Below are 19,785 nucleotides of genomic sequence, written 5' to 3'. Positions count from 1 at the left end.
GGGGATGCATCATGAACACACCAATACATAGGAATCAGCTTCACCTGAATCCGAATTTCGGGTTTGCACTTGCAGACTCTGTCGTACTCGCAGAGGCAAAAGTGAATATCTCACATCCTGAGGGGAAGAATGCCTCGCAGCTGGAAATTGACCCGGATCGCAAGTTAAAAGATGGACGCAAAGTATCCGTTATTGCACAGCAGCTTGATGCACCCATTCACCGGGATGACGCTGCGATCATATATGGTCAGGAACTGGGTTCGGTTCAATATCCTGTTTCTTTGAAACCTGAAAGCACGATTTCCTTAGACTCCATAGAAGGGATCCAGCAGCCAATACAGTGGGGATGGGCAGATTTTGCAGAAGGTGATTACGAGCTTCGGATTTCATTGCACCTGAAGACGCCCCGGATTGCCGAAGGTTCTCTGGAACCTGAACAAGAAGCTATGGTAAAATACGCGCAGGTCGTTACGGTATTAATGAATTTGTTTCCAGCAGAAGCGAATCAAGATCAATCTGCTTTTTCATCCACATGGAGCAGAGATCATCATGTATTTGACGGGTATGGCAGTGGTGGTTTTATATTGGCGGATCTGCCCCGCATGTCGAAACGAGTGGAAGAGCTGATTGGTTCTGGTAATCATAATTTGATTGAACAATTCGGAGAGGGTGACCTCTCGGACACTTTATTGGAGGAAGGGCTCATGGCTATTGCGTGGGGCGTATCTCCGTGGTGTTACTCAATCTACTCCGCACCTGACAAGCAGGCGGCTTCCACACTTGCAGTGGACAAGCTTGGTGAGGATCCTCAGTTCAGAGGTGTTTACCGGATTGCACCAGCTGTACAGCGGTTAAGCATCGTACCTGCTCATGAACTGGCCAACTGGCCGTCCTGTTCCACGAAGGATTGGCCCGTGATCGATGTATCAGGGGAAGGGGAGACTTTGCATATGGACCTGTATGTACAGATCTGCGAATCGATTAACGGTTTGTACGAAAATCCTCTGCCATCCTTTGTGCTAACGCGCAGCGAAGGTCGTCCGAAGGAGATCAGCCCACTCATTGATGTCGTCATTGTTGATTAAATGAAACGAAGTTTGTTTCAGGAGCATAAAGTGAGCAGTAATGGCTCGCCTTACTTATACACTAGAATGAATCGTGGTGACGAATACCGATGATAAGCGAGGAAATTCAGGAGCAATACGCTGATGAGCTTGAAGCTTTTCACATATGGATGAAAGACGCCGGTTACACGGGACACACTGTAAAATCATACACGGGTGACGTCGCCGAATTTCTCTCTTCGATACAAGGAAAGTCGCTGGAGCAGGTGAAGAAGCTGCATGTCTTGTCATTTCTCTCACGTGCCCGCGAACGTGGAGTTAGTGATGCGACGAGAAATCGCAAACATGCAGCGGTAAATTGCTTCTTCAAGTCGCTAATCGAATTGGAAGTGTTAACGAATAATCCCGCATCAGGAATCAAAAAATCCAAAACCGAGAAAAATCGGGCCCCCGTCTTTCTGGATGAAAGCGGTCTGGAGCGATTTTTGCAATCGGTAGAAGGAAAGTATCGTACACGCAATCTTGCGATCTTTCTGTTAATGGGTTATATGGGATTGCGGGTTGGTGAAGTCCATGCGCTCAACTGTAAAGACTATAATGCGGAGCGGCGCACGCTGGACGTCTTCGGTAAAGGCCGTAAATGGCGTACACTCCCTGTTCCGGAGATGGTTGCGGAGCTGTTAACCTTGGCTGTAGAAGAGCGTTTGTCTCCATGGCGGTCGAAGGAAGAAGCGATGTTTGTTTCGCAAAAAGGGAAGCGATTATCCATTCGCAGTATTCAGCTCATATCTACGGAAACCTTCGAACGTTTCCAACAGGAATCTCCGACTCATCAGCGTCTACACTATTCCAGCCATAAGCTGCGGCACTCATTCGCAACCATGATGCTGCGGCGCGGCGCCGATCTGCGTACGGTTCAGGAGTTGCTCGGTCACGCATCGATTCAAACCACAACCGTTTATACGCACGTCACCAGCCGGGAGAAGGAAGAGGCGATGGCTTTGCTGGATGTCAAAATTCCAGAATTTATGGTGTCTCAACCACTCTATGATTAGGAGAGATGTGCAGAATGGGAGAGAACAAAAATACCCCAACGATGGACGAGCCACAAGAAAAAACAGCTTCTCTTTGGGAAGTCCTCCTGGTGTCAACTAAACTGGGATTGACTTCCTTTGGAGGACCTACTGCACATTTGGGTTATTTTCACAATGAATATGTACGCAAGCGACAATGGATGGATGAGCGAAGTTATGCGGATCTTGTAGCACTGTGTCAGTTCCTTCCAGGACCAGCTAGTAGTCAGGTTGGTATTGGAATTGGTGTAATTCGGGCAGGTATTATTGGAGGGCTGATTGCATGGATCGGTTTTACACTTCCTTCCGTAATTGCTCTGGTGTTGTTTGCTTTCCTATTGAAGGAATATGATATAAGCAATGCCGGATGGCTTAACGGATTAAAGATTGTAGCTGTCACGATCGTCGCTCATGCGATTCTGGGAATGGGCCAAAAATTAACGCCTGATAAAATGAGGGTTACGCTTGCTGTGTTGACAGCAACAGTTGCTCTATTATGGACAGCTGTTTACAGTCAATTCGTTCTTATTTTCTCAGCAGGATTGATTGGTTTGTGGTTGTATAGGAAAACATCTGCTCCGCAGGTTCCTGATCTTGTTGTCCCGATAAGTCGAACGGTCGCCGTACTATGTTTGACTACCTTTATTGGTTTGTTCATAGCACTGCCGATATTGCGTCAGTTTACGGGGATTCAGTGGTTAGCCTTATTCGATTATATGTACAGATCGGGTTCGCTGGTCTTTGGGGGAGGACACGTGGTTCTGCCACTTCTGGAGCAGGAATTGGTACCCAGGGGATTGTTGACAAAAGATGATTTTCTGGCTGGGTATGGGGCAACTCAGGCCGTACCAGGACCGCTGTTCACTTTTGCTGCTTATCTCGGAGCAATCACAATGGGTATATCAGGGGCGATTGTTGCTACGATAGCCATTTTTTTACCGGCTTTTTTACTTATCATTGGCACGCTTCCTTTTTGGAATTCCCTCCGCAAAAATCAGCACATGCAAGCGGCACTGACTGGAATAAACGCAGCGGTGGTTGGCATTCTTCTGGCAGCTCTATATCAACCACTATGGACGACAGCTGTTAATACACCTGCTGATTTTTCGTTGGTATGCATTCTATTTATCATGCTTGTTTTCTGGAAGTGTCCACCGTGGTTCATTGTCATTGCCGGGATTATAGGTGGTATGTTAATTGAACTATTATAGGAAGAACCAACCAATGATTCCTTGGATTCATTGGTTCTTTTTTTGTTATGAGGCGATTAAAAAAGCGGAAATTATAGAAATACGCTTATTTTCTGATTAGTAGAGCGATACAAAGAACAAATAGAGTATACATAGCAAATGTTATGTAAACTGAAATAATGTGTCGGACTTCGTTCAGGCCATTACCGATTAATTCATACCAAAGAACCATCCGAATCAGCATGAAATGCGATCCAGATGGTCCTTTGGTTATATTAAAATAATGACATTATTCCAATCCTGCGATCTGTTCCTTTAATTTGTTTGCTGAAGCTTGGAAAGCGACTTTCTCTGTCTCATTTAGTGGAAGCGGCAATATTTCACGTACACCGTTGCGATCCACCACGCATGGAACCCCGAGATAAACATCGGAGACGCCATTATAGTCTTCCAGCAATGTAGATACGTTTAGGACCGATCCTTCATTGCCCAAAATGGCGGCTACAATACGATCCAAAGCAAGTGCGATTGCATAGGAAGTGGCTCCTTTGGCATTAATAATCTCATAAGCCGCATTTTTGGTGCGATCAAAGATATCCTGCTGCGTTTCCTCGTCGAGTTCCAGATCTGTTCCGGCTACGTTGGCTAGACTCCATACAGGTACTTCGGAATCACCATGTTCCCCAATGATGTGTGCATGAATGCTGCGGGGATCAATGCCTTTGTTCTTACCAATCAGGTAGCGGAAGCGGGCGCTGTCGAGCAAGGTACCGGAGCCAATCACCCGTGAAGCAGGCCAGCCGCTCTGTTTCCAGGACGTATAAGATAATATGTCTACAGGATTGGTGGCTATGAGCAGAATACCATGAGAGTTCACTTCGGTAATACGTTCAATGATATCTTTGAATATGCTGGCATTTTTCTTCAGCAGATCAATGCGGGTTTCACCAGGCTTCTGGGAGGCACCGGCCGTAATGATAATGATGTCTGCGTCTTTGCAGTCCGAGTAATCGCCAGCCCATACTTTGACGCCTCCGGTAAATGGAAGCCCATGGTTCATATCCAGCATTTCGCCTGTAGCCTTATCATGATTCACATCCACAAATACCAACTCGGATGAGCGCTGTCTTAACATCAGCGTATATCCCGTTGTTGTTCCCACCGCGCCCATGCCAATAATGACTACGCGACTTGGTTTGAGCAATGCACTGTTTACCATGTTCATATCCTCTCCTTTTTGGGGTAGACTTCCATCCATATTAAGGTATAAATGTTTGAAAAGAAAGCGATGTCTATAAAATATTTCACTTTCGTTGTCTGTTTAAGGAAGATTGAGTCGAAAGTACGGCATGGGCATCCAACTATGGAACGAGTACTGCCTAGCGGTTACCTTCTGATACCCCTATTACCCAAGATGAGCCTTTTCGACATGGTTTGTGGTAGAATGGGAGAAGTGGATTCTGATGAATCGTAAAATGTATACCGATCGGACAGGCATGCGCGCCTGCTATTGGATGAGAGAGGTGAACTCCACTTGCGTTTGCAATGGACCAAAATCGCGCAGACAGCATTGCTGTCTATAGGAATAGCTGCCCTACTGGCTGCCTGCACCGACACAGGTCAGACCCCGGTGGCAGAACCGCCCCAACAGCAGGAAGAGATCGGAAATACCGGACAGACATTAACGGTTGTTCCTCCTGATAACAGTACGCAAACGACTACAGATACGGCGGAATATCAGATCCAGACACGTCTGACCGACTTCCAGCTGCTTAATGACAACGGAGGATTGGCGTGGGGTGTTACGAGAAACGCACTGCGTTTATATTACACTCAGGATCGGGGCGTAACCTGGACGAATATTTCTCCTTCGGAGAATGTGCAATTTCCGGCCAACCCGCAGTATGGGCAAAGCATTTATTTTGTAGATCGTACCCATGGTTGGATCGTTCGTGAAGGGCTGGGCGGAACCGATACGATGGTCTTGCGCACCAATAATGGGGGAGTAAGCTGGAGCTTGTCTTCCTTGTCCCAGACGGACAAAGTCACTGCCATATCCTTTGTATCCCCGGAGAAAGGCTGGATTCTGACTACGGTGGATACTTCCATCGGGAAGCAGGATAAAAAGCTGTATGTTACCGAGGATGGAGGCATCACCTGGAAGGAGATGTCATCCAGTGATGAGGACGATCGGCCGGCTTCGGCGGAGATTCCGACACGCGGATATACAACAGGCCTGACTTTTTCAGATCCGAAACACGGCTTCTTGACAGCCCTTGAATTTGGCACTCCGAAGCTGTATGTCACGACAGATGGCGGAGAGAATTGGAAGACTGGACCGACATTTTTTGACCGGAATGACTTCAATGGGTGTGGCAATTTCAACATTGGTTCACCTCAGTTTTTTGGTCGGGAAGCGAAGGGGGCTTGGATGCCTTTAACCTGTTCCAGCGGAGATTATACCAAGTTCAACGGATACTTCACAGATGACGGAGGTAAGAGCTGGACGTTATCGACCTTCGGCCTGAATAAGCAGAAGGGAATCAATCGTAACCTGACTCCCGCTTTCCTGAATGCTTCAGAAGGTTGGGTGGTTCAGTCGGGCACGACATACCAGACCAAGGATTCGGGAAAAAGCTGGAAGGCACTTCCGGGCAGTAAAGTCCTGGACGGTATTCTGGAGGATTATCCGGAGATCGTGAAGCTGCAGATGGTTTCCTCGAAACTCGGCTGGATTTTGGTAGAGAATACGGATACCAAGAGATCCTTGCTCCTGCAGACTGTGGATGGTGGTATGCAGTGGAAAGTGCTGTAGGTATCTTAAAAAATAGGCATTGTTTAGAAGAGAAACCGTCGGGTTTCTTTTCTTTTTACCTACTTTGTGAAATTAATCACAATAACTTCGTTTAAATGATGTTATATTGAATTCAAGAAGAGATGGGAGTGATGAAGATGAGAACCAATGAACAAACTCAATTCACGCAGGCGGACGAATTAACGAGATACATGCTTCACTTATGCTACAATTGCGATGATGCCAACCGTTGTACAACCGAAGAAGAAGTGAAGGCCTGCATGGCACAATACGCTCAGCCAGAAGAACCCGAACAAGCGGAGGGAGCAGAAGCAACCCGCGATTTCATGAACCTGATGTATGCATAACAAGCAATGCAAGGTAGAGAATGGTAACAGATAGAGAAATGCTGGTGTACTGAATGCAAGGCCCCTGATCAGGGGCTTTTTATTTGCAACAAATCTTGAACCTCAAGGTGCAGCATGAAGGAGGTCATTCGCGCGGAACATTTTCTGTCCGTTCCTTACAATTTGAACTCCTGATAACAAGTTCCATATTACTCGCGCATATACATGTACAGGAGACGGGTCAAGACTCTGGCTGTCCTAGGTGTAAGAACGGAGGGGAGAGACATGGGCATTGAATCATCCTGGATGTTTGATTTTTTCGGAACCGTCTTTCCAGTCGTATTTGTTCTGATTATAGGTATTGTTCTTCTGTCTGTGGGGAAAGAAGTATGGAGATGGGGGCGCAACAACGCAGAGCCTCTGCTTACCGTACCTTCACGAATAACGGGCAGAAGGATGCAGATCAGTCAGTCGCAAGCTGAACCAGGCAGTTCAGCCCGTACGCTGTATTACATTACCTTTGAAGTCGAGAGCGGAGATCGGCTTGAGTTCAAGGTGAACGGAGAAGAGTACGGATTGTGCTCCGAAGGAGATGAAGGCCGTCTTTCCTTCAAGGGAACACGGTATATAGGCTTCGAGCGCTACAACCGCCTGTATTCAGAACGTGTACGCGGATAATCCGGCTGGCTTGCGCCATAGTGGCGTAAGCTTTTTTTAATGCCTATTTTCTTGGACAAGCGTTTCTTAAAGGTGGTATCGTGTTTTTATATAAGGAGAGGGTCTTTATAACAATAAGGTTTCTTGATTCGACATAATCGTATGGGATGATAGAAGCGTCTTAATAGAGGAGGAATTCATGATGTCATTTACAGATCAAGTCGTTGTTGTTACGGGAGCAGCTCAGGGGATTGGACGCAGCGTTGCCGAAGCTTACGCGGTTGCTGGTGCCAAAGTTGTACTTGCCGATTATCAGGAGGCGGAAGGCGCCGCAGCAGCTGCTTCGATTCGCAATGAAGGCGGCGAAGCCATCTTCGTTCAGTGTGATGTTCGCAAGGAGCAGGATATTACGAATTTGATTCGCACAACCATCGAAGAATTCAAACAGATCAACATCCTGGTGAACAATGCCGGTGTAGTCAGGTGGAAGTCTCCCTACGAGCTGACCTTGGAGGAATGGGACGATGTGCTTAATACGAATGTAAGAAGCTGCTTTCTCGCGAGCCGTGAAGCGGCCAAACATATGAAACAAAATGAACATGGAGGTGCTATAGTCAATATGGCATCGACACGTGCGTTTATGTCTGAACCTGAGACAGAGGCTTATGCAGCGTCCAAAGGAGCCATTGTGGCCCTGACACATGCGATGGCGGTCTCACTTGGCAAGGACGGTATTCGGGTCAATTGTATCAGTCCGGGATGGATTGAGACAGGCAATGTGGACGAATTGAAGCGGGAAGATCATGAACAGCATCCTGCAGGACGTGTAGGCGTCCCTTCGGATATCTCCCGCGCATGTTTATATTTGTCGGATCCAAGCAATACCTTTGTCACTGGGACCAATCTGATGATTGATGGGGGCATGACTCGAAAAATGATATATGAGGACTAGAACCGGGATTCCCTCGGTCTGTTGTACAAATTGAATGCTCCAGCATCCGTAAGCCCAAGTTAAGCACTTGGGCTTATTTGAAATTCGGAAATCGATTGCTATAATGAATGTGATTTTACAACAGAACAAGAATGGAGGGAGTATATGTTCGGGAATTCATCCCGGAAGATCATTGGCCTATTACTGCTGATTGGAGGGATCATAATGACAGGAATGGCTTCGCCTGTGGAGGCAGACACGGGCGACATACGGGCAGCCTGGGTATGGCAGGCCAAGTCTGTCCAAGATGATGGAGGAGATGAGCTGCTGGCTAACGCAGCTAAATATAAGATTAACAGACTCTATGTGAACGTGGATATGAATTTATCTGATGAGGTATATCGCACGTTTATATCCAAAGCCAGTAATGCCGGTATTGCTGTTGAAGCACTAGGAGGGGACCCGTCCTGGGCTGTTCGTGACCGTGAGGCGCCAATGCTCCGTTTGGCTGCATGGGTTTCTGACTATAATCAGAGAGCTGCTGCAGAAGAACAATTTGATGCCATCCATCTGGATATCGAACCCTATGTTCTGCCTGCATGGAAAGACGATTCAGAGCCTTTGGTTCAGTCATGGGTAGCCAATATGAAATTGTTGCTCGAACAGGTCGATTCAAATGGTGCCATCGACATTAATGTGGATCTGCCATTTTGGCTGGATTCTTATACGATCGCTGGTACAAAAACAACAGATGATACAGATAACCTGCCGTTATCACGCTGGTTCATGGAACAGTTTAATCATGTTACTTTAATGGCTTACCGCGATAACGCACAAGGGAATAACGGTATTATTCAACTCATTGAACAGGAGATGAATTGGGCCGATGCCAGCGGTGCGTCAGTCACCGTTGGCGTAAATACGAAGCCGATGCCTGGTGAAGAGTTTACGACTTTTGCCGGAAAGGGTGCAGCGCAGCTGGAGAGTGTCTTGGCAGAGGTTGCAGAATCCTTACGTAATCACGCTTCATATGCCGGTTCTGCCGTACATGATATCGTATACTGGGGACAGCTTGAACCCGAAGAACAGCCCGTGCCGGAGAAGCCAACCTTACAGCCTGAGCTTCGCGGAACTTACATCTGGGAGGCCTCGCAGGTAACGGATGATGGCGGTCAGCATATTCTTGAATTCGCCGCAGCACAGCATATTAACTTCCTATATGTCCGGCTTGATCTGGACCAGCCTTATTCAAGTTACCGCAGTTTTGTTAAACGAGCCCAGGCACAAGGGATTGAAATTCACGCCATGGGCGGCCATCCCATCTGGGGCAGATCCGAGAACAGACCACGGATCGAGCGACTGATTAATTATGTGAAAAATTATAATGCCGAAGTTGAACCCGAAGAACGATTCAAGGGTATTCACCTGGATATCGAGCCCTACACACTGCCGGAATGGAATTCCGACCGCGATGCACTTTTGACAGAATGGGCCTCCAATATCTCCTTTTTCCAGGAAGAAACGAAGAAGGACAGCAGTTTGGAGACCAGTGCCGATCTGGCTGTATGGCTGGATAGCTCCCCTTTGCCAGGACAGGACATGTCTGTTAGTGAATTTATGATCCGCACATTGGATCATGTCTCCCTCATGGCTTTCCGTAACACGGCTGAAGGGTCCAATGGCATTGCGGCAGTGGTCAGACAGGAGATGGAAATCGCCGACCGTTTGGGCAAACCACTGCTGATTTCGGTAGAAATGAAAGAGAATCACGAAGGCGCCCATATTTCATTTTACGAAAAAGGTGCTGCCGAGATGGAACAGCAGCTTGCGAAGCTGCCTGAACTGCTGAAGGATCATGAAGCCTATCAAGGTAACATGGTACATGCTTACGATTACTGGATTAATGCCAAGCCTTAATTAGGCTGGTTATATAGGAAATGTTTGTTCTCGGGACTTCACATGGGGTGAGGTTCCGGGATTTTTTTTGTGGAAAAAAGTTGGATTCGTGTCACCGAATAGGCTCCTGCACAATACGATGTACGGTGATGAAGAGAGCTGAAGCAAGGGAGGAAACAGAATATGGCTGTTATTAAAGCCAACTCAGAAGACGTCAAGCTGCTGGCAAGACTGATGAGGGCAGAGGCTGAAGGTGACGGCGAACAGGGCATGCTGCTCGTAGGTAATGTGGGTGTGAACCGGGTGCTGGTGGACTGTTTGGATTTTGGGGACATTCGTGACATTAACCGCATGGTATTCCAGAATCCCGGCGGGTTCGAATCGACTCAAAAAGGCTATTTCTATCAGCGGGCAAGACAATCCGAGATTCGCTTGGCACAACGTGTAATTAATGGAGAACGGATCTGGCCGGCCAGTAATTCTCTGTGGTTTTTCAGGCCCGTGGGCGATTGTCCTCCAACCTGGTATAACCAGCAAAATACGGGCCGTTTCAAAGCGCACTGTTTCTTCAGTCCGACAGGTGAAGATTGTCCGGAAGTTTATTAAATTTTGGGAGGAATTACAATGATTAATCAACCATATCAACCAACAACACAGGCACTGGGTCAACAAGCCAACTCGCAAGTTCAAGGAACATCCTATAAAATCGGTAACGGCGCGCCTTCGATGTCGCCAACACCAGGCATGGTTTCACCAAGCATGGTTTCTCCAAGCTCCACAAGCGTACCACCGCTTGTATCCAGCGGCAGTCCAATGACGCCAACAGGTGGAGTTGTAACGACAACTGCGCCGCAGTTTGAACAATCATACATCGAAAACATCCTGCGCCTGAACCTCGGCAAATTTGGTACATTCTACATGACATATGAAGGTAACAAAGAATGGAATGCACGCATTTTCCAAGGAATTATTGAAGCTGCAGGTCGTGATCACATCATTATCAGCGATCCTAAGACAGGAAGACGTATTATGCTGTTAATGGTTAACTTCGATTATGCTACGTTTGATGAGCCATTGTTGTACCAATATCCGGGCGTTATCGGTAACTATCCTCAAGCTCCAAGCAGATTCTAATTTGTTATTAAACGGGGGTTCCTCTAGACAGAATGTTTAACCACGCTGTTCCGCATGTGGATTCGCATCCACAAGTGGGACAGTTTTTTTCGTTATAATGGAGATTGTAGTAACCTTTAATCGCATTCATGGCACTTATACATATACAGGCTGAGCACGACGCTCACAGAGAGGAGTTTACATCATTGAACGAGTGGATTGAGGGAGCCATCCGGGGCGAGCCTGAGGCTTATGAGCAGTTAATGAAACAGTTCCGCGGAATGGCGCTCGCTGTAGCCTATAACAAACTGGAGGATGCTTTCTGGGCTGAAGATATGGTACAGGAGGCGTTCACAGAAGCATTTGCTAATCTGTCGAAGCTGGAGACAGCCGAAGCCTTTCCAGGATGGTTTAAAGTAATTGTTGAACGGCAGTGCTACCGTTGGTTAAGGCGCAAACAGCACATCACTTCCCCTGAGCAGGAGTTGCAGTACAACATCGATTCGAGCGAAGAGGGGGACAACCCTGAACAGCTTGTTTTGCAAAAGGAACGGTATCGGATTCTTCGCGATTCCATATCCAGTCTGCCGTTATCCATGCAGCATGTAGTGGACATGTTCTATTTTCAGGGATATTCGCTTAAGGAAATTTCCGATTTCCTTAGCGTTTCTGTTCCGGCATTGAAGAAAAGGCTGTTCGATGCCCGGGCGAAGCTGAGGCGTACATTACCCGTGGCGGACGTTATAACCGTATTTAATGAACTTTATGAAGGGGGCAAAGGCATGCTGCATATTACGAATGGAGACCATGCTGCAGATCGTTTGCGGCACAGCGGGATCGAAGGGGAGGTTATGGTCTGGCGGGAACTTTATACATTCGGTCCTGTCGTCCAAGATATGGGGAACGAGGTGGAGAGAAGCAAGCGTGCTGCCTATCTGGAACAGCAATTAGGGATTCCCCAGAAGGAATATCTGCAAATCGCGGAGCTGGAGCGAAAACTGCATGCGTTTCATCAGTACAAGGAGATTGTACTCTGGTTTGAATATGATCTCTATGATCAGGTGATGTTATCTTATCTGCTGCACTATTTTAATGGTCAATCGCTTGGGGAAACCAAGCTGAATCTGTTATGTATTGATGCTTATCCGGAAATAGAGAACTTTCGGGGGCTGGGCCAGCTTACACCCGGACAGATCGGACGTTTGTCTGGTACGTGGCATGTCATGGGGACGGAGGAGCTTCAGGCGGGAAGTCAGTTCTGGCAGGCGTACACCTCTTCCGATATTCAGGATCACATGGATTATTTAAGACAAAACAGTACGGTTCTCCCATTTGCGCATGCTGCATTTGAGGCTCACTTGACCCGCCTGCCTTCACAATCTAATGGTCTCGGTGCAATTGAACAAGCGACCCTGAAAGCTGTGAGTCAAGGTGTCGATCATCCATATCCGCTCTTTGAGCATGTGAGTGAACGGCTGCATGTGTTGGGGATGGGAGACCTGGAATATTGGGCACATTTAAGAAGTATGACCAAGGAGCCCCATGCTCTACTGCATATTAGCGGAGCAGACACGTTCCCTGATTTCAAACAGCACAATGAACATTTCCGTAATGCAGTATTGTCTCTGACGGAGTTCGGCATCCAGGTTCTTGCAAAAGAAGCAGACTATGCAGAATTAAGAAAAGACGAGATGTGGATAGGAGGTTTGTGGAACGTACAAGGCGAAGAACCGCAGTGGCGATGGGATACGGCGTCCCGTTTCCCTGTCAAAATAAGCAGATAACATTACCTCCTTAACTCGCTGTACCATCCAAGAGTATTCCCCGAAGTTGGATATCAATGGGAATACTCTTTTAAGTTTTACATTGTACTTGAATTCGATTTAGACACCTTGCCTGGTACAAGATATAAACAATAAACCCGTTTGATATTTTCTCAATATACTTAGTTAGCAAATGTAAATAAGACGGCGTATTCGCTACCTTTGTAAAGTAATTTGCTGGTTAGCATCATTTCGTTGTCATAGGACACGGATTGACTGTGTAGTTTAGAGTTATATAATAAAAGAAGCATATCCTTTTATTCGACACAATCCAGAAGGAGGTGGAAGCATTGGGAAGTTGAACCTGCAAATGAGCGGCAGAATGGCTAATATCCTACATTTTCGAAGGAGGTGGACCTATTTGCCGAAGAATGACGGCGAATAGGATGACAATTTGAGTGACCCCTTACCGAGTATATTAAATTTATTTTTAATTGCTTTGCTTGTATTGATGAACGGTTTTTTTGTCTCGGCAGAATTCGCGATGGTAAAAGTTCGCGGCAGCCGAATTGAGGCTTTGGTGGAAGCAGGCAACAAAAGAGCCATCTATGCTTCTAATATTGTACGTAACCTGGATGCCTATCTGTCTGCGTGCCAATTGGGCATAACGCTGGCTTCCCTGGGACTCGGCTGGCTCGGTGAGCCTGCCATTGCACACTTGCTTGAGCCCATGTTTACCGCGTTTGGACTCGGCCCGGTATATGTACACGGAATTTCGATTGTGATTGCATTTGTTATTATTACGATTTTGCATATTGTACTCGGGGAACTTGCTCCCAAGACGATGGCAATCCGCAAATCGGAGACGGTCACGTTATGGTCTGCGGTACTGCTTACGTTCTTTTACAAATTGATGTATCCCTTTATCTGGGCTTTGAATGGTATGGCGAACAGCCTGCTGAGATTGTTTCGAATGGCACCTGCTTCGGAGCATGATTCGGCACATAGTGAAGATGAAATACGCATTCTGATGAAAGAAAGCAATAAGAGCGGTTTAATTGACAATACTGAATTGGCGCTTGTTGATAATATATTTGATTTTACGGCAACAACTGCCCGTGAAATTATGATTCCGCGGACGGAAATGATCTGTCTGAACGCCAATCAGTCCATGCTAGAGAATCTGGAAATTGCCAGTGAAAGCATGCGAACCCGCTATCCCGTCTATAACGGTGACAAGGATCACATTATCGGCTTTATTCACATTAAAGACCTGATGCGGTCCCAGCTCACAGATACCATTTCTGTTATCCGACCAATTCTTGCCGTTCCCGATTCGACGCCAATCAGTGATCTGCTAAAGCGTATGCAGCGCAGCAAGACACAGATTGCCATTCTGATTGATGAGTACGGCGGAACTTCCGGAATGGTAACACTGGAGGATATTATGGAAGAGATCGTAGGCGAGATTCAGGATGAGTTCGATCAGGAGCGTCCTGCCATTGAGAAAGTGGATGAGATGGAATACTCCATTGATGGCATGATGCTGATTGAAGAAGTCAGTGAGCGATTCGAACTGGATATGGATCGGAGCGACTATGACACGATTGGTGGCTGGCTGTACTCCAGAGTGGAGACGATTCCGCCTGAAGTCGGTCAATCCGTTGAATATGGAGGATATGTATTCGTCATTCAGGAGACGGAGCATAAGCGGATTTCACGGGTAAATGTAATTAAGCTTGAAATGTTAGTGGAGGAAGAAGGGGCTTAGTTTAGTTGCTTCATTCCAGTGTAAGTTATTCGAAGCAGTCTAGTGATGATATTTCATCCTGGGCTGCTTTTTTATGCACCTATGGAACATTCCGTATAGTTTCGATTAAATGTTACAGTTTTCCGGATTTGACTAAAAGTAATAATTATATCTGATTTTGCTGATAGACTGAGTATTGACAAAGGAACACCTTATCCCGCATATTTAACTTAAACACTTTATAAAGTATGTTTATTAATCCAGATGATCGACTACATCAAGAGAGGAGTTACAAAGATGGCAACCTGGTTTCTCATCGTAATCTATCTGGCTTTTATAAGCCTGGGACTTCCGGATTCACTGCTTGGATCTGCATGGCCGGTCATATGGCCGGAAATAGGTTCCTCCGTAGGCTCAGCAGGTTTCATTTCCATGATTATTGCCGCAGGCACCATCGTCTCCAGTCTGGCAAGTGGGAAAATGATTCAGAAAATGGGCACAGGCAACATTACGTTGTTTAGCTGTTTGCTAACCGCAATTTCGTTGATTGGATTTTCTATGGCACCTTCAATGTTGTGGTTTATGATCTTGGCCGTTCCACTTGGCTTGGGCGCAGGAGCCGTGGATGCAGCGTTGAATCATTACGTCGCTACAAATTACCAAGCGCATCATATGAACTGGCTGCATTGTTTCTGGGGGGTTGGCGCCACCATGGGCCCAATCATCATGGCTGGTTATATAGCAGACCAGAACTTCTGGAGAGGTGGTTATGCTGCAGTTGGTGTCATCCAGTTTGTACTGGTTATCGTACTTCTTATCACGCTGCCGTTATGGAAAAGGGTGGCTGCATTGCGTGAGACCGCACCAACAACTATGACCGATAACGAGACAAATTCGGAAATACGTATGCCAGGGAACGTCTTGAGATTAAGAGGTGTTAAGCCCTCATTGCTCGCTTTTCTGTTATATTGCGGGGTTGAAACTACAGTGGGTTTATGGGGAGCCAGTTACTTGGTTGGAACGAGAAGCATCTCGGCAGAGATGGCGGCGGGCTGGATCTCTCTTTATTACGGAGGTATTACGTTTGGCAGGTTCATTACAGGTTTTATCTCGTTAAAACTTAACAACCGTTTATTGATTCGTTATGGTCAATGGACAACGATCCTCGGAGGACTCCTTTTATTGCTTCCGCTTCCTTCATCATTTTCGGTAGCAGGCTTTATTTTAATCGGGCTTGGTCTAGCGCCAATCTACCCTGGACTTTTGCATGAAACGCCAGCTCGCTTCGGGAAAGAAAACTCCGTCAAGTTAATGGGATACCAGATGGCTGTCGCTTATAGCGGTACGACGCTGCTTCCTCCTCTCTTTGGGTTTCTTGCAGCGAAGACCAGTACAGATTCATTTCCGGTTGTCGTGCTTGTGCTGCTCGTATTGATGTTATTTAGCGCGGAAACCGTGAATCGCATACTCCTAAAATCTCAGAAAGTGGGGAGGTGAGAAGATGGCATATGTTATTTTAGCTGTTATCATCTGGGCCGCAGCCTATGCGTGTTTAGCTTTGTCGAAACAGTCTATTGAAGTGAAACCTATGCGCTCCGTCGATGATTGGTTTGAGTAACGGATGTACGGTCGTGAAAAAGTGGGTTGACATGAAACCAGTTACATGGATTACGCTTGTTATGTAGTTTATTAATGGCATACCGATTGCCGAGTGAACATGATCATCTTATTTTTCTGCTCTCTTTATAAATATACATTACAAAGTTGGTATGAAAAGTGTAATGAATTATCCTTAAACAAAGAGGGGATTGCTAAATGATTAAACTTGTAGTAACTGACTTAGATGGAACGTTCCTCAACAACAAGGGATTATTCGATATTGAATTATTCAACAAAGTGCATTCAGAAATGCAGAAGCAGGGAATGACCTTTGTGGCATGTACAGGAAAACAGTGTGAACGGGTAGAAAAATTGTTTGGAGAACATGGCAAGGGGATATGGGTACTTGGAGATAGTGCAGCCAGAATTAAGAAAGATGGGGAAGTTGTAAAAGAATTCAGCATTGATCGTGAACTTGCATTACAAAGCATTGAAATAATACAACGTTTTGCTCCAAACATGACCCTCATTGTATGTGCAAGCGATGCAGCATATGTTCACTCTTCCATCCCCGAGGAGATGTACAATGTGGTTAAAAGCTCATACGAACAGGTTAAGAAGATTGACTCTTTCCAAGAGATCGACAGCCGCTTTATTAAAATAACAGTATACGATACAGAGGAACGGAGTAGTGCCTTAAGGAAACATGTAGAGAAGACGCTTGGCGGCCAAATCTATATTGTAGATTCAGAACCCAAGTGGCTTGATATCACGGCCCTGCATACGCATAAAGGAGAGACGGTTAAAAAATTGCAGGAGCTGCTCGGCGTAACTTATGAAGAAACGATGTCCTTTGGAGACGGAGAGAATGATGTAGAGCTTATGGCTATTGCCAAATACAGCTTTGCCGTCAGCAATGCATGTGAGAATACCAAAAAAGCAGCGCGCTTTATTACGAAATCCAATGAAGAGAACGGGGTTCTCCTGACCATCCAGGACTGTATGGACCTTCAAAAAAACGTGAATTGATCGGGAGTTGATCACATGACTGAGGAAGAACGGATATTGAACGGGATTTTATTCAGTCCCAGCCACCCGGAACTAAAGGCCATTAAACTTCGTTCGCACAACTTGAGCCATCAATACAGCCAGATGTTCGAGGATCAGGCAGAGGAACGTGAAGCGATTCTGACACAGATTCTTGGTCGCAAAGGGGAATCCTGCTTCATTCAAGGGCCTGTATTCTTTCATTATGGTGTTCACACAGAGATCGGTCATCATTTCTTTGCGAACTACAATCTAACGATTCAGGACGATGCCAAGGTTACCATTGGAGACCATACCAGTTTTGGTCCTAATGTAACGATTGTTACTCCCATTCACCCGTTTATCGCTTCTGAACGCCGGCAAATGCTGGATCAGAACGGTGATCCGAAGTCTTTGTGTTACGCCAAGCCCGTAACGATCGGAAACGATGTATGGTTATCTGCTAATGTAACGGTATGCGGAGGAGTTACCATCGGAGACCGTTGTGTAATCGGTGCCGGAAGTGTAGTGACGCAGGACATTCCGGCAGACTCCTTCGCAGCAGGTGTCCCCTGCAGAGTCATTCGCAAAATTACGGAGACGGACAGTATGCGTTATAAACCGGAAGTCATGGCGGATTGCCGTGTTATCGAATAGAAATCCATTCTAAAGGGAGCGAGCACTTGTCCAGACCCGGATAAGAACTGGCTCCCTTTGCCTGCGTACGGATCCTTCTGGGAACTCCGAACCATCATCCTTGACCCACGAATCCCATCCATGTTAAGTTTTCTGTATCTGAAAGTCGAAACCATATGATTTTAAAGGGGGGATAGAGTTATGACTGAATTAGAGGTTGTAGATGTTTATGTGAACCTGTCACTGGATATGAACATTGGCATGGTTCACCAAATCAAGAATCGGAATTCGGAGCTTTATCTATCCACGCATCGTTTTACCTGGCTTTGAGCTTCGAAATGCTTGGATTCTTTCGAGATCGGATACAATAAGGGAATCATGTCATGATCATAACCTCATTTATTTAGCATCTGAATATAAATGAAAAGGATGATCCCTTATGTCAATGATAAACGTATCAAACCTGACTTTTGCCTATGACGGCAGTTATGATAATATTTTCGAAAATGTGAGTTTTCAATTGGATTCCGACTGGAAATTAGGCTTTACCGGAAGAAACGGGAGAGGGAAAACGACTTTCCTTAACCTTTTGCTTGGCAAATATGAATATAGTGGTACCATCTCTGCCCAGGTTGATTTCGAGTACTTTCCTTTCCCTGTTGAGAATAAAGACTCGATGACGCTTGATGTGATAAGTGATGTTTATCCAGACTATCAGCATTGGGAACTGGTGCGGGAGCTTAACCTTCTGAAGGTTTCCGAAGATGTTTTGTACCGACCATTCGATTCCCTATCCAATGGAGAACAAACGAAAGTCATGCTGGCTGCCTTGTTCATGAAGGAAAATCAATTTTTGCTCATAGATGAGCCTACCAATCATCTTGACATGCATGCCAGAAAGCTCGTCAGCAGCTATCTAAGCAGAAAAAGTGGTTTTATTCTCGTATCACACGATAGATCCTTCCTGGATCACAGTGTAGACCATATCCTTTCGATCAATAAAACGAACATCGAGATTCAAAAAGGCAATTTTTCCGCCTGGTGGGAGAATAAGAAGAGACAGGATCAATATGAGCTTGCAAGCAACGAAAAGTTACAGAAAGACATTAAACGCTTGTCCGACTCCGCTAAACGGACTGGCGGTTGGTCACATGAGGTTGAAAAGTCCAAAAACGGGACTAGAAACTCCGGTTCGAAAGTGGATAAAGGCTACATTGGGCACAAGGCTGCCAAAATGATGAAACGGTCCAAAAACATCGAACAACGGCAGCAATCTGCTATTCAAGAAAAATCCAAACTTCTCAAAAATATCGAAAGTGCAGAACGGCTGCAGATCCATCAATTGGAATTTCACAAAAATGAAATTGTTCAATTGGACAATGTGTCGATTGCATATGGCTCCAATATCGTTTGTAAGGATATTTATTTAACCGTTGAAAAAGGAGACCGAATCGCTCTTTACGGTAAAAATGGTTCGGGTAAATCAAGCATTCTTAAATTGATTTGCGGCGAGGATATTGCCTACACAGGTCAACTTCGCAAGGATCCTCAGGTCAAAATATCTTATGTATCACAGGATACCTCGGGTCTCGCGGGAAGCTTATCCGAATATGCGATGACACAGGGCATTGATGAAAGTCTCTTCAAATCAATATTACGGAAACTGGATTTCTCCAGACTGCAGCTGGATAAGGACATTTCAACGTTTAGTGCTGGACAAAAAAAGAAAGTACTGATTGCCAAAAGCCTCAGTGAGGAAGCTCATTTGCACGTTTGGGATGAACCACTTAATTTTGTTGATGTCATTTCCCGCATGCAAATTGAAGACTTGCTGCTTGAGCATTCGCCAACACTTCTTTTTGTAGAGCATGACAGCGAATTTTGCTCGAATATTGCCACGAGTATCATTGAGTTATGAATAGCGTGGATGTGACTCTTTAAAGCCT

General features: G+C 45.9%; 18 protein-coding genes. 17 read left to right on the top strand and 1 reads right to left on the bottom strand.

The annotated features are described in order from the left end of the window. Positions 1-11 precede the first annotated feature (11 nt). From CHI14_RS03985 to CHI14_RS03975, 3 genes are all read left to right on the top strand, one after another. The gene (locus CHI14_RS03985) at positions 12-1,085 is read left to right on the top strand and encodes a hypothetical protein (protein WP_095287128.1); all 1,074 of its coding nucleotides are present in this window, start codon (positions 12-14) and stop codon (positions 1,083-1,085) included. An 89-nt stretch (positions 1,086-1,174) separates the two neighbouring features. Next, complete coding sequence (locus CHI14_RS03980; protein WP_095287127.1) at positions 1,175-2,119, top strand: tyrosine-type recombinase/integrase; 945 nt, start codon at positions 1,175-1,177, stop codon at positions 2,117-2,119. Positions 2,120-2,133: 14 nt separating this feature from the next. Beyond that, positions 2,134-3,348 carry a chromate transporter gene (locus CHI14_RS03975; protein ID WP_095287126.1) on the top strand — a complete coding sequence of 405 codons (1,215 nt, stop codon included), beginning with the start codon at positions 2,134-2,136 and terminating at the stop codon, positions 3,346-3,348. Positions 3,349-3,616: 268 nt separating this feature from the next. Here CHI14_RS03975 and CHI14_RS03970 read toward each other — a convergent pair whose 3' ends face one another. Continuing rightward, positions 3,617-4,546 carry an L-lactate dehydrogenase gene (locus CHI14_RS03970; protein WP_095287125.1) on the bottom strand — a complete coding sequence of 310 codons (930 nt, stop codon included), beginning with the start codon at positions 4,544-4,546 and terminating at the stop codon, positions 3,617-3,619. A 315-nt stretch (positions 4,547-4,861) separates the two neighbouring features. Between CHI14_RS03970 and CHI14_RS03965 the strand changes: the two genes are divergently transcribed. The 14 genes from CHI14_RS03965 to CHI14_RS03905 all read left to right on the top strand — a co-directional run bounded on the left by CHI14_RS03965 (position 4,862) and on the right by CHI14_RS03905 (position 19,757). After that, entirely contained in the window at positions 4,862-6,142 is a 1,281-nt protein-coding gene (locus CHI14_RS03965) for a VPS10 domain-containing protein (RefSeq protein ID WP_095287124.1), read from the top strand. Positions 6,143-6,279: 137 nt separating this feature from the next. Next, the gene (locus CHI14_RS03960) at positions 6,280-6,489 is read left to right on the top strand and encodes a hypothetical protein (protein ID WP_095287735.1); all 210 of its coding nucleotides are present in this window, start codon (positions 6,280-6,282) and stop codon (positions 6,487-6,489) included. A gap of 264 nt (positions 6,490-6,753) precedes the next feature. Beyond that, a complete protein-coding gene (locus CHI14_RS03955) occupies positions 6,754-7,146 on the top strand; it encodes a DUF2500 domain-containing protein (RefSeq protein ID WP_095287123.1) in 393 nt (130 codons plus the stop codon). A gap of 181 nt (positions 7,147-7,327) precedes the next feature. Continuing rightward, a complete protein-coding gene (locus CHI14_RS03950; protein ID WP_095287122.1) occupies positions 7,328-8,077 on the top strand; it encodes an SDR family NAD(P)-dependent oxidoreductase in 750 nt (249 codons plus the stop codon). 204 nt (positions 8,078-8,281) lie between these two features. After that, positions 8,282-9,973, top strand: a complete 1,692-nt coding sequence (locus CHI14_RS03945) for a hypothetical protein (protein WP_249280992.1) — start codon at positions 8,282-8,284, stop codon at positions 9,971-9,973. A 162-nt stretch (positions 9,974-10,135) separates the two neighbouring features. Next, entirely contained in the window at positions 10,136-10,558 is a 423-nt protein-coding gene (locus CHI14_RS03940) for a cell wall hydrolase (protein ID WP_095287120.1), read from the top strand. 18 nt (positions 10,559-10,576) lie between these two features. Continuing rightward, positions 10,577-11,086 carry a spore coat protein GerQ gene (gene gerQ / locus CHI14_RS03935; protein ID WP_095287119.1) on the top strand — a complete coding sequence of 170 codons (510 nt, stop codon included), beginning with the start codon at positions 10,577-10,579 and terminating at the stop codon, positions 11,084-11,086. A gap of 128 nt (positions 11,087-11,214) precedes the next feature. Continuing rightward, complete coding sequence (locus CHI14_RS03930) at positions 11,215-12,849, top strand: sigma-70 family RNA polymerase sigma factor (protein WP_249280991.1); 1,635 nt, start codon at positions 11,215-11,217, stop codon at positions 12,847-12,849. 433 nt (positions 12,850-13,282) lie between these two features. Further along, positions 13,283-14,599 carry a hemolysin family protein gene (locus CHI14_RS03925; protein ID WP_095287117.1) on the top strand — a complete coding sequence of 439 codons (1,317 nt, stop codon included), beginning with the start codon at positions 13,283-13,285 and terminating at the stop codon, positions 14,597-14,599. A 276-nt stretch (positions 14,600-14,875) separates the two neighbouring features. Beyond that, entirely contained in the window at positions 14,876-16,075 is a 1,200-nt protein-coding gene (locus tag CHI14_RS03920; RefSeq protein ID WP_095287116.1) for an MFS transporter, read from the top strand. 318 nt (positions 16,076-16,393) lie between these two features. After that, positions 16,394-17,206, top strand: coding sequence for a Cof-type HAD-IIB family hydrolase (locus CHI14_RS03915; RefSeq protein ID WP_095287115.1), 813 nt, complete (start codon positions 16,394-16,396; stop codon positions 17,204-17,206). Between the two features lie 15 nt (positions 17,207-17,221). Beyond that, complete coding sequence (locus CHI14_RS03910; RefSeq protein WP_095287114.1) at positions 17,222-17,860, top strand: sugar O-acetyltransferase; 639 nt, start codon at positions 17,222-17,224, stop codon at positions 17,858-17,860. Between the two features lie 180 nt (positions 17,861-18,040). Continuing rightward, positions 18,041-18,169, top strand: a complete 129-nt coding sequence (locus CHI14_RS30625; RefSeq protein ID WP_283163793.1) for a hypothetical protein — start codon at positions 18,041-18,043, stop codon at positions 18,167-18,169. 109 nt (positions 18,170-18,278) lie between these two features. Then, positions 18,279-19,757, top strand: a complete 1,479-nt coding sequence (locus tag CHI14_RS03905) for an Lsa family ABC-F type ribosomal protection protein (protein WP_095287113.1) — start codon at positions 18,279-18,281, stop codon at positions 19,755-19,757. The last annotated feature ends 28 nt before the right edge of the window (positions 19,758-19,785 follow it).

Origin of the sequence: Paenibacillus sp. 7516, assembly GCF_002272715.1 — a bacterium.
Lineage (GTDB): Bacteria > Bacillota > Bacilli > Paenibacillales > Paenibacillaceae > Paenibacillus > Paenibacillus illinoisensis_A.
Note: the sequence above shows the minus strand (reverse complement) of the source record. Positions and strands in the feature narration are given on the sequence as shown.